The organism is Pseudomonas sp. AC083 (assembly GCF_979253165.1).
Genome location: NZ_CEEDDH010000007.1, coordinates 206,442 through 217,597 on the forward strand (window position 1 = coordinate 206,442; position 11,156 = coordinate 217,597).

The 11,156-nt window shown below is 62.1% G+C and carries 9 protein-coding genes; 4 read left to right on the forward strand and 5 right to left on the reverse strand.

Features of this window, described 5'->3' with window-relative positions; all coding sequences use genetic code 11:
• Window positions 1-121: 121 nt before the first annotated feature.
• Together AC0IXA_RS13450 and AC0IXA_RS13455 are read left to right on the forward strand one after the other, a co-directional pair.
• Window positions 122-328: a Flp family type IVb pilin gene (locus AC0IXA_RS13450; RefSeq protein ID WP_038861137.1), complete on the forward strand. Its 207-nt coding sequence runs from the start codon at window positions 122-124 to the stop codon at window positions 326-328.
• A 70-nt stretch (window positions 329-398) separates the two neighbouring features.
• Entirely contained in the window at window positions 399-806 is a 408-nt protein-coding gene (locus AC0IXA_RS13455; RefSeq protein WP_341638534.1) for a response regulator, read from the forward strand.
• Between the two features lie 789 nt (window positions 807-1,595).
• On the opposite strand, the gene AC0IXA_RS13460 is transcribed toward AC0IXA_RS13455, so the two are convergent.
• The 5 genes from AC0IXA_RS13460 to AC0IXA_RS13480 all read right to left on the reverse strand — a co-directional run bounded on the left by AC0IXA_RS13460 (window position 1,596) and on the right by AC0IXA_RS13480 (window position 8,358).
• Window positions 1,596-1,958, reverse strand: coding sequence for a DUF6124 family protein (locus tag AC0IXA_RS13460; RefSeq protein ID WP_110603762.1), 363 nt, complete (start codon window positions 1,956-1,958; stop codon window positions 1,596-1,598).
• 520 nt (window positions 1,959-2,478) lie between these two features.
• The gene (locus AC0IXA_RS13465; protein ID WP_460154318.1) at window positions 2,479-4,149 is read right to left on the reverse strand and encodes a ShlB/FhaC/HecB family hemolysin secretion/activation protein; all 1,671 of its coding nucleotides are present in this window, start codon (window positions 4,147-4,149) and stop codon (window positions 2,479-2,481) included.
• 134 nt (window positions 4,150-4,283) lie between these two features.
• Window positions 4,284-5,846: a collagen-like triple helix repeat-containing protein gene (locus tag AC0IXA_RS13470; RefSeq protein WP_471813419.1), complete on the reverse strand. Its 1,563-nt coding sequence runs from the start codon at window positions 5,844-5,846 to the stop codon at window positions 4,284-4,286.
• Window positions 5,847-6,148: 302 nt separating this feature from the next.
• Window positions 6,149-7,003 carry a MaoC family dehydratase gene (locus AC0IXA_RS13475; RefSeq protein ID WP_341638538.1) on the reverse strand — a complete coding sequence of 285 codons (855 nt, stop codon included), beginning with the start codon at window positions 7,001-7,003 and terminating at the stop codon, window positions 6,149-6,151.
• A gap of 2 nt (window positions 7,004-7,005) precedes the next feature.
• On the reverse strand, window positions 7,006-8,358 hold the full coding sequence (locus tag AC0IXA_RS13480) for a 3-oxoacyl-ACP reductase (protein ID WP_341638539.1): 1,353 nt from the start codon (window positions 8,356-8,358) through the stop codon (window positions 7,006-7,008).
• Window positions 8,359-8,595: 237 nt separating this feature from the next.
• Here AC0IXA_RS13480 and AC0IXA_RS13485 point away from each other — a divergent pair, with 237 nt between their 5' ends.
• Together AC0IXA_RS13485 and AC0IXA_RS13490 are read left to right on the forward strand one after the other, a co-directional pair.
• Window positions 8,596-9,873, forward strand: coding sequence for an acetyl-CoA C-acetyltransferase (locus AC0IXA_RS13485; RefSeq protein ID WP_341638540.1), 1,278 nt, complete (start codon window positions 8,596-8,598; stop codon window positions 9,871-9,873).
• Window positions 9,874-10,204: 331 nt separating this feature from the next.
• Window positions 10,205-11,101: a PA4780 family RIO1-like protein kinase gene (locus AC0IXA_RS13490; RefSeq protein WP_016771829.1), complete on the forward strand. Its 897-nt coding sequence runs from the start codon at window positions 10,205-10,207 to the stop codon at window positions 11,099-11,101.
• The last annotated feature ends 55 nt before the right edge of the window (window positions 11,102-11,156 follow it).

Below are 11,156 nucleotides of genomic sequence, written 5' to 3' on the forward strand. Positions count from 1 at the left end.
TTAATGCGTTCTTACAGTTGTTGGGCGGGGGTTTGTTGACAATGCTCAGGTGGCACGGTGGAACCTTGCCGCAGTGGTGATGTCGGCGCCAGAGGCGCGAAGGAGTGGAGCTATGTTTGGTATGACTTTTGATTATCTGATGGCCAAGGCTCGCGCATTTGCCCGCAGTGAAGAGGGTGCTTCGGCGATCGAGTATGCGATTGTGGTGGCGATGGTGGCGGTGGTGGTTGTGGCGTTCGTCACTCCGCTTGGAGACAGGGTCTTGGCGATCTTCAACAATATTCTGACCTCGCTCGATGGTACGGCTGTGACCCGGCCAACGCCGTGATTTTGTGAACTCTGCACTTGGCTGATATCGCACTACACTGGATTTACCTTTCAGTATTCAGGTATTGCCTATGAACGCGTCTTCGTCGCCCCGCCAACAACTGCTTCTGGTTGATGATGAAGAAGACGCGTTGCTGGAGTTGGCGGAGTTGCTGGAGGGGGAGGGCTTTACCTGTCATACCGCGACGTCGGTGAAGCTGGCGTTGCATCTGTTGACCCGGCATCCGGATATTGCTTTGGTGATTACTGATCTGCGTATGCCCGAGGAGTCGGGCATGTCGCTGATCAGGCGGCTGCGTGAGCATACGTCGCGGGAGCATTTGCCGGTGATTGTGATGTCGGGGCATGCGGATATGGAGGATGTCAGCGATATGTTGCGGTTGCAGGTGCTGGATCTGTTTCGCAAGCCGATTTATCACGTGAGGTTGTTGGAGACTCTCAATAATCTGTTTCCCGAGCCTCGGGTGCAGGCCGGGTGACTCGGCGGCCTTTGGGCCGACCGTGTTGGTGGGGTTTTGGGTGAATATCCGTTGCTGTGGGGGTGGCTGATTACGGTTCCGCCCTTACGGCGGGTCACCTTTTTCAAACGCCAAAAAGGTAACCGAAAAGGCTTGCTCCTGCGTTCGGCCCTCGCAGGCTCGGGTTCCTTCGCTCCGTGACTGATCCGGGCGCAGCGGCTACGGTTTGCTTCGCTGCACCTCCTTCCGCTGTGTTCGACTTCGTCGAACGGTCGCTGCGCTCCCACGCCCGGATCAATCCCTCCACTCAGCCTTCCGACGTCGCCCGTGGATCAAGATCAAAAGCGGTACTCGAGCTAACGCTCATCGTGTAGGAGCTGCCGAAGGCTGCGATCTTTTGATTTTGATTTTGATTTGATTTTGATTTTGCTGTTCTGTGGGAGCGAGCCTGCTCGCGAAGGCGGCATGCCAGCCAACCATTTTCTTCCTGATGTACATCAATCCTGTGGGAGCTGGCTTGCCAGCGAAGGCGGCATGCCAGCCGACCTGTCTCTCACTGAACACCCACGATCAAAACTGTAGGAGTGAGCCTGCTCGCGAAGACGGCCTGACAGCCGACCTGTTTCTCACTGAACGCACCCGATCAAACTGTGGGAGCTGGCTTGCCGGCGAAGGCGGCCTGCCAGCCGACCTGTTTCTCGCTGATGTACTCGATTCAAACTGTGGGAGCTGGCTTGCCAGCGAAGGCGGCCTGCCAGCCGACAACGCTCTGCCTGACTCACCACCTGCGCAATCAACCTCTTGCTCTTGTCACTCCGGCACGAGCCTGTCCAGTACGCGGTTGACTGCCAGTTCGCCCAGCATGATCACTTGCTGTATTCCCAGCAGGGAGCTGCGCTGCGGTCCATCGATAAATCCGGCGAGGTCGCTGGCCATGATGCTTGCCGAGGCCAGTGATTCGCAGGCATGGACCAACAGGGTTTCGTTGTCCGCAGCCGGGTCGACGATGAACAGGGTGCTGGGTTTGCGCGGTGCGGCAGGGTCTTTGATGAGGCGGGGGTTGAGGTAGTAATCGATGGCGCGGTCGGCGGCTTCCTTGAGTTTTTGCGCTTCGACGAGCGGGTCGGCGAAGGCTGGATCGGCAAGAGGTGGATCGGGCGTTATTTTTTTCACGGGCTCAGTCTCCTGATGGAGTAGGGCCGCAACCCGTTCGCGACTAAACGAAAGGGAGGCAGCTGCACGCAGGTTAGTCGACCGATGAGCCACGAAATCGGCGCGCCCGAAGGCGCCCTGCGCACAGCCACCATCAAGTGCAGGTATGCAATACCTGGCTGACAGGAACCTGTGCGTCGTGGACAAGCGGGCGACTAAACCCGACCACTGATGAGCAGTGGCAGGCAAACGATAGAACCCGCGCCCCAGGCGCACAAGCCGGCGGATTCTGGCGTAGCCGTAGGCAAAGGCGCAAGGATTTGTGGGCTGTTGCGAGGTAACGGGGCGTGTGTTTAAACGGCTGGTTTAAGCGCTGCGATAAATCGGTTGAATAGCCGAACGCTTTCGCGAGCAGGCTTGCTCCTACAGGGCCGGCGGTTGTACTGAGGAACCGTGAACACCGCCGAATCTGTGGGAGCGAGCCTGCTCGCGAAGGCGGTGCGTCAGTCAAAAAAATCCTGACTGACACACCGCTCGGCCATCACAACTGATAACTGAAACTGATGCTGTACCGAGGCTTGCGGTTCAACGTATCCAGCGCTTCATCGGACATGGCCTTCGCCACTTCCAGGGCGACGTTGTAGTACTTGGCATCGCCGAACCTCAGCCCGACGGCTGTCGATGACAGGTTGTTGGCCTGCACCGGCAGTTGGTTGAACCAGCTGCGCGAGCGGTCGACGACGACGTAGGGTTGCAGGATGCGCACCCAGTTGCCGTCGCGGTTGAAGCTGTAGTTGACCTCGTAGGCCACGCCCCAACCCTTGTCGCCCGAGGCCTGGTCGTCGGGGTAGCCACGGCCGAAGTTCTGCCCGCCGAATACGGCGCGTTCGCTGTCAGGCAAGGTGTCGTCGCTCCAGTACAGCGCCGCCGAGAGCACGCCTTGCCAGTTGTCGAGAAACTTGTCGCTCTGCACGCCGGACAGTCTGACGCGGAAGAAATCCAGGTCGATGTCGTCGTAGTTGGTGTGCGCGCCGAGGCTGTCGAAGCCCTGGTAGACACCGGCACTGAGGATGCGCAGTTGGCGGGCGTCGGCCTTGCGCCAGTCGCCTTCGAAAGCCAGGGCGCGGACGTCGGTGCGCAGTTCGGTGCTGAAGGGAAAGTTGATGCCGTCGTAGCGCGTCTTGTCGTCGACCGCATACAGGCGCGAGCCGGCGGTCAGCAGTTCGTTGGCGGAGGCGATCAGGGGCGTGCTGAAGCCGATCGAGTAGCGATCGTTCTCGCGGTGAGTACTCAGGCGTCCGCCACCGCCCACCAGCACTTCGGTGTCCGGGTCGGCGCGGTAACGCGAGGCCGAGACGTTGAGTTGCGTGCCCTCGGTATCGAGGAACTGGCTGTAGTCGAGACGGTAGTAATGCTCTTTATCGTCGCCCGGTGGAAACAGGCCGCTGAGGCTCAACTGTTCGCCCATCGACGTCTGCGAATTGCTGCTGACACCGAGCAACGCTTGCGGGCCGTTACGGTTGTCTTCGGTGGTGCTCAGGGTGCTGGTGAACGGTTTGCGACTGGCCTGGGCGACCAGTGTGGTCGCGCCATCGGTGGTGCCCGGTGGCGGCACTTGCGCTTGAATGGTTACCCCGGGAATGCGGCTCATCAGCGTGGTGTAGCGCTCGAAGGTTTTGCGCGTCAGCGGGCGTTCGGCCTGGATTTTCGCGGCGAGTTTGTCGAGCAGGCCTTTGACCCGGCCGATGTCGCCCTGCATCTGGATATCGCGCACGTAGCCCTCGACCAGCACCACCCGCGCCACGCCGTCATCGAAGCTCTGTTGCGGCAGGAACGCGTAGGACAACAGATAGCCGTCCTGCTGATAGCGACGGGTGATGTTGCGCGTGGCTTCGATCAGTTCGGCAAGGCTGGCCTGGCGGCCGATCAGTGGCTTGTAGATTTCCGCGAGTTCGTTGAGCGGGTAGATCGTGCCGCCTTCGATCTGCACGGTCTTGAGGTTGACTTTGGTTTCCATCAGCAGTGGCTGCGCGGCGGTCGCACCCGGGTCCGGCACTTGCAGCGGCGCCGCGCTCGGCCGATAGGCGTCGGCGGGCAGGTTGGGTACGGGGAGGTTGCGGATGGTTTCGTTACTGTTGAGAAAACTGGGCAAGGTGTCGGCGAGGGCAGCGGAACTGAGGCTCAGGCACAGCAGGGATGCCAGTACGCGCATAGGACACTCCATGGTCAGAACACAGCACAGGGCAAGTTTTTCCGTAGAAAAAAGGCGGAAGACTCGTGGGAATCTTCCGCCCTCAACCAAGCGTAGGCGCTGTAGGTAAGGCCGTCGAATCGGCCAGGTGCAATTTAGCGTTGAGTGCCGCCCAGCGCGCCGGTCAGGCCACCGAGTACCCCGCCCAGACCACCGGTTGCCGTGCCGCCGCCAGTGGCAGTGCCGCTGTTGACCAGACCACCGACCGCTGCCACGGTGCCGCCGACGTTGGTAACCAGACCGCCGACAGCAGTGGTGACCGGGTTGTTGGTGGCGGCAATCGCTCCGCCGAGATTGCCGACTGCGGCGCCCACCTGATTTGTAAGACCAGCGACCGGAGTGCCGAGACCGGTAGCGGCGCCGACCTGTTGAGTGACAGTGGTGACCGCGCTGGTGACCGGATTGAGGCCCGTACCGACTGCGGCGCCGACACTCGCCAGCGGCGACGTGGTTGCAGTGATCGGTGTGCCCGAGCCGCCGAGTACGGTGTTGATCGACGCAATCGTGGTGCCCAGCCCGCCAGCGGTAACACCGCCGGCACTGACCACGCCGCTGGTGCTGCCGGCATTCAGGCCGCTGCCGACGTTGACCACCGCACCACCGACGGTTTGCAGCAGGCCGGTACCGCCGAGGCCACCACCGATGCCACCGATGCCGCCAGTACCCGAGCCAGTGCCATTGGACACCAGGCCGCCCGCTTTGCCGACCGCCGTGCCGGTGTTGCTCAGCGCGCCGCCGAGGGTGTTGGTCAGGGCATTGCCGCTGCCTGCGTCGGTAACTTTGCCGCCGAGGCTGTTCACCGTGCCGCCCACTTTCGAGATCACCCCTTTGAGCGGATCACCCAGGCCGGTGGCATCGCCGAGCTTGTCGGTGGTGCTTTCGACCATGGCGATCACCGGCACCAGGCCGCTGCCGACCTTGTTGGTCAACTGGCTGGTCGGGCCGCTGGTCAGTGAGGTGTTGAGGGTGTCGCCAAGCATGGTGACTTTTTCACCGATGCCATCGACCAGCGGCGCCACGCGGGTGACTACGCCGCCCACGACGGGAACGCTACGGGTCGTTGTGTTCAGTTTGACGCTGAGGTCCGACACGCCGTCGCCAACATCGGAAACCACGCCGCCAAGCGAGGCCGCTGTGGTGGTCAGACCGTTGGGGTCAGTGGCCAGTTTGCCGATGCCATTGCTGACACCATCGCCCAAGGTACTGACGACGTTGCCGGTGGTGTTGGCCAGGCTTTGTACGATGCCGCCAGCGACTGGAACCGTGCTCAGCGAATCACCGATCTGGCCGACGCCATCACCGACACCGCTGACGGTTTTGCCGACATCCTGAACAAGTGTTGTGGTCACCAGCGAAGGTGCAGCGGGATTGGTCGGGTTGGTGGGATCGGTCGGGTCTGTCGGATTGGTTGGGTTGGTCGGATCAGTGCCACCGCCGGTACCGCCAGTGCCACCGGTTCCGCCGCCAGTGCCGGCAGTATCGCCGCCGCTTCCGCCGCCCGCGCCACCGCTGCCATCGGTGCCCGCCGTGCCGTCCGCCGTCGAGCTGCCCGAACTGCTGCGATGGCCGCCACCGCCGCTGCTGCAGCCGACGAGGCCGACCGAAAGAATCAGTGCCAGCGCGATTGCCGATTTGGACCACATCACTTGAGTTTTCATGATTGAGATTCCTGCACCTGTCACAACGTTACGTTGCCTTCGATGGCTCGCCGATCTGTCGTCGGCGATGCCTCGTCCGTGGCTGTAATCTCAGTCGACGGCAGGTTTTTCACCATTCTCAAGTTGGTATTAACCCCTTTATATAGAGGGCTCGGCGCTATGCCGAAGGACTAGTACCCAAGTAATAAACGGGCAAAAAAAAGCCTTGAAATTCAAGGCTCGGTTTTTTGCAAAGCGGCGGGCAGGGCGCGGAAAAACTTAAGTGATATATACACAATTAACGGGTTTTCCGCCCCGCCAGATCAGGCGATCGGTTGCCACTGACCGACCATATGTTCCAGGTCGCCGGCACCGACCAGGCGCAACTCACCGCTGGAGCCCGCGGCACTGGCCAGCAATGTCACTTCACTGGGCAGGCGCACCGGTTTGCGAAAGTGCACGGCGATTTCCAGGTTGGCTTTGGGCAGGTGATCAGAGAGCGCCGCCAGCGTGCGTGCCTTGTTCCACAAGCCATGCGCGATCGCCGTGGGAAAACCGAACAGCTTGGCGCTCGCCGCACTCAGGTGAATCGGGTTGTAGTCGCCGGAGACTTTCGCATACTGGCGACCGATATCGGCCGGCGCAGTCCAGCGCGTCACTTCGAGCAAATCCTGTGACGGCTGCCAGTCCTGAGCCAGCGCCTCGCCCTCGAGTTTCACCCCGCGACAGAGCATCCGGCTTTCGGCTTCCCACAGCGGCCCGAGCTGATCGTCGAGGGTGGTCAACAGATCGAATGTCGCGCCCTTGGCATGTGGTTGCAGGTTGTGCACGCGCACGCTGACTTGCGCGCGACTGATGGCGCCCATCGGCCGCAGCACGCGGATGCGGTTGCTCAGGTGAATCAGCCCCAGCAGCGGGAACGGAAAGTCCCTGGCCGTGAGCAATTGCATCTGCAAGGCGAAGGCGAGGATGTGTGGATAGGTCGGCGGCAGCAGGCCGTCATCGACGAAACCGCAGACCTTGCGATAGGCCGCCAGCCGCTTGCCGTCGATATCGACCCAGCAGCGCAGGCCGCTGTCGGGCAGTTGCGTACCGGTGATTTTGCGTCGCGTCGCTGCGCGCGAGTACAGCGCGGGCAGACTCGGTTCGCGATCCAGCGTGTGCCATTCGATGCTCATGCTCAAGCCCCCAGAACGCTTTGCCCACAGACCCGCAACGCCTGCCCGGTGAACGCGCCCGTGCCCGGTTGCGCCAGCCACGCCACGGCTTCGGCGACGTCTTGCGGCAAGCCGCCCTGGCCCAGCGAACTCATGCGCCGCCCGGCTTCGCGCAGGCCGAACGGAATGTGCGCGGTCATTTGCGTTTCGATGAAACCGGGAGCCACGGCGTTGACGCTGATGCCGCGTTCCAGCAGCGTCGGCGCCCAGGCCTGGGCCAGACCGATCAGGCCAGCCTTGCTCGCCGCGTAATTGGTCTGCCCGCGATTGCCGGCGATGCCGCTGATCGAGGCGAGCAGGACCACCCGTGCGTTGTCGCGCAGGGTGCCGCTGTCGAGCAGCGCCTTGGTCAGCACTTGCGGCGCGTTGAGGTTGACGGCCAGCACCGCGTCCCAGAATTCCGGGGTCATGTTGGCCAGGGTTTTGTCACGGGTGATGCCGGCGTTGTGCACGAGGATGTCGAGGCCGTCGGGCAGCTGTTCGATCAATTGCGCGGCGGCGTCATCGGCGCAGATATCGAGGGTGATCGCACGGCCGCCGAGGCGCGCGGCAAGGGCCTCAAGGTCGGTCTTGGCTGGCGGTACGTCGAGGAGGATCACCTCGGCGCCATCACGGGCCAGGGTTTCGGCAATCGACGCGCCGATGCCGCGCGCGGCACCGGTGACCAGCGCCTTGCGCCCGGCCAGCGGGCGGGTCCAGTCAGTGACTGGCGTAGCGCACGCGGTCAGGCGAATCACCTGGCCGGAAACGAATGCACTTTTCGGCGAGAGGAAAAATCGCAGCGGGCCTTCCAGTTGATCTTCGGCACCTTCGCCGACGTAAATCAGCTGCAAGGTGCCACCGCCGCGCAGCTCTTTGGCCAGTGAGCGGGAGAAGCCTTCGAGTGCTCGTTGTGCGCTGGAGGCGAATGGATCACTCAAGGATTCCGGCGCGCGACCGAGGATCACCAGATGCGCGCTATGGTCGAGGTTCTTCATCAATGGCTGGAAGAATTCGCGCAGTTGCTTGAGCTGGTCAGTGTGTTGCAGAGCGCTGGCGTCGAACACCACCGCTTTGATTTTCGGCCCGTGGCCGGGGATCCACGCGGTGGCCAGCGAGGGCTCGGTGCCGTAGCTGTAGATCGCGTCGGTCAAGCGATTGGCAAACCCGCTGATCCGTTCGGCCAGCGGCCCGCCACCGATCAACAGGGCGCCCTCGATCGGCCGCAGACGCCCCGCCTGCCAGCGTTCCAGCCGCACCGGCGACGGCAGGCCCAAGGCCCCGACCAGACGATGGCCGAAGGATGAGTTGGCGAAGTCGATATAGCGGTCAGACATGGAACGCTCTCCAGAAGTTGGGGTTCAAAGTGTGGACTGTCCACGGCAATCAATCGTTCGATCGGCGCATTAAGGCCTACGCTGGTTTAGCAGAGTAGACCACTGACCCTGTGGGAGCGGGCTTGCCCGCGATGGCGGAGTGCCAGCCGCTGAAGGGTTGGAAATGCCGCCCCCATCGCTGGCAAGCCAGCTCCCACAGGTTTCCATGTGAATCCGCAAATTCCACAGGAGTTATCCATGACCCAGCTGCGCCGCGTCGCGATCATCGGCGGTAACCGCATCCCTTTCGCCCGCTCCAACGGGCCGTACGCCACCGCCAGCAATCAGGCGATGCTCACCGCCGCGCTGGAAGGCCTGATCGAACGCTACAACCTGCACGGCCAGCGCATCGGCGAGGTGGTTACCGGCGCGGTGCTCAAATTGTCACGGGATATGAACCTGACCCGCGAATGCGTGCTCGGCTCGCGCCTGTCTCCAGCGACACCGGCCTATGACATCCAGCAAGCCTGCGGCACCGGTCTGGAAGCGGCGCTGCTGGTGGCCAACAAAATCGCCCTCGGCCAGATCGACTGCGGCATCGCCGGCGGCGTCGACACCACTTCCGATGCGCCGATCAGCGTCAGCGAAGGCCTGCGCAGGATTCTTCTACAGGCCAACCGCGCCAAGAGCACCGGCGACAAACTGAAAACCCTTTTGCAGTTGCGCCCCCGGCATCTGATTCCCGAATTCCCGCGCAACGGCGAGCCACGCACTGGCCTGTCGATGGGCGAGCATTGCGAACTGATGGCGCAGACCTGGAATATTCCCCGCGAAGAACAGGATCAACTGGCCCTCGAAAGCCACCACAAACTCGCCGCTTCCTACAGCGAAGGCTGGCACAACGATCTGATGACGCCGTTCCTCGGCCTGACCCGCGACAACAATCTGCGCCCGGACCTGACCCTGGAAAAACTCGCCACGCTGAAACCGGCCTTCGAGAAAAGCGCCAAGGGCACGCTGACGGCGGGTAACTCTACGCCGCTCACCGATGGCGCTTCGGTGGTGTTGCTGGGAAGTGAGGAATGGGCCAAAGCGCGCGGCTTGCCGATCCTCGCTTATCTGCGCGACGGAGAGGCGGCGGCGGTGGATTTCGTCAACGGTGCCGAGGGCCTGCTGATGGCGCCGGTATATGCCGTGCCACGCTTGCTGGCGCGCAATGGGCTGACGTTGCAGGATTTTGATTACTACGAAATTCACGAAGCCTTCGCTGCGCAGGTCCTGTGCACGCTCAAGGCCTGGGAAGATCCGGAATATTGCAAAACCCGCTTGGGGCTCGACGCGGCCCTGGGTTCGATTGATCGCAGTCGGCTTAACGTCAAAGGCAGTTCGCTGGCGGCGGGGCACCCGTTTGCTGCGACGGGCGGGCGCATTGTCGCGAATCTGGCCAAGCTGCTGGATGCGGCGGGCAAGGGGCGAGGGTTGATCTCGATCTGTGCAGCGGGCGGGCAGGGTGTCACCGCGATTATCGAACGCTAAACGCGATCCCGTGTAGGAGTGAGCCTGCTCGCGAAGGCGCCGTGTCAGTCGCCATCATTCTCTGCTGACAGACCGCTTTCGCGAGCAGGCTCGCTCCCACAGGGTTTCCGATGCATGTGCATGTCAGATTCTGTCGCAAATGCCCTTGCCGACCGATACCAATCAATGCCACGGTCTCGGCTATGATTCGCCCGGGTCGCTGCGATTGATCCGGCACAGTGTGTGCATCTTCAAGGTTCACAGGTCGGCAACCCCTCCCCGTCGGGCGAGGATTGCCGTATAACGAGTGACATTCGCGTGTTTGGTAATAAAGGACCCACAATAAAAGCTGATGAAGACTCCAAAACGCATTGAACCCCTGATCGAGGACGGTCTGGTCGACGAAGTGCTGCGCCCACTGATGAGTGGCAAAGAGGCAGCTGTTTATGTAGTGCGCTGCGGCAATCAGTTACGTTGCGCCAAGGTCTACAAGGAGGCGAATAAACGCAGTTTCCGCCAGGCAGCCGAGTATCAGGAAGGCCGCAAGGTTCGTAACAGCCGTCAGGCGCGGGCCATGGCGAAGGGGTCCAAGTTCGGTCGCAAAGAGACCGAAGACGCCTGGCAGAACGCCGAAGTGGCGGCGCTGTTCCGTCTGGCCGGCGCCGGTGTGCGAGTGCCCAAACCCTATGACTTCCTCGACGGCGTGCTGTTGATGGAGCTGGTGGCCGACGAATTCGGCGACGCCGCGCCGCGTCTGAACGACGTGGTACTGGAGCCGGATCAGGCGCGCGAGTATCACGCGTTCCTGATTTCGCAGATCGTGTTGATGTTGTGTACCGGTCTGGTGCACGGTGACCTCTCCGAGTTCAACGTGCTGCTGACCCCGACCGGTCCGGTGATTATTGACCTGCCCCAGGCAGTCGACGCTGCGGGTAACAACCACGCGTTCAGCATGCTCGAGCGTGACGTTGGCAACATGGCTTCGTACTTCGGCCGTTTCGCGCCGGAATTGAAGAAGACCAAATATGCCAAGGAAATGTGGGCGTTGTACGAAGCCGGCACCTTGCACCCGAACAGTGTGCTGACCGGCGAGTTCGACGATCCGGAGGACCTGGCCGATGTTGGCGGGGTGCTGCGCGAAATCGAAGCGGCGCGCCTCGACGAGGAACGCAAGCAGGCCATTCGCGCGGCGGACGACGCGCCGAAAGGCAAACCCGAAGAACCGCCTCCACCGCCGTGGATGCAGTGATCGCGTGATGAAAAATCCGGCTTCGGCCGGGTTTTTTGTTTGAGTCAAAAAGCAC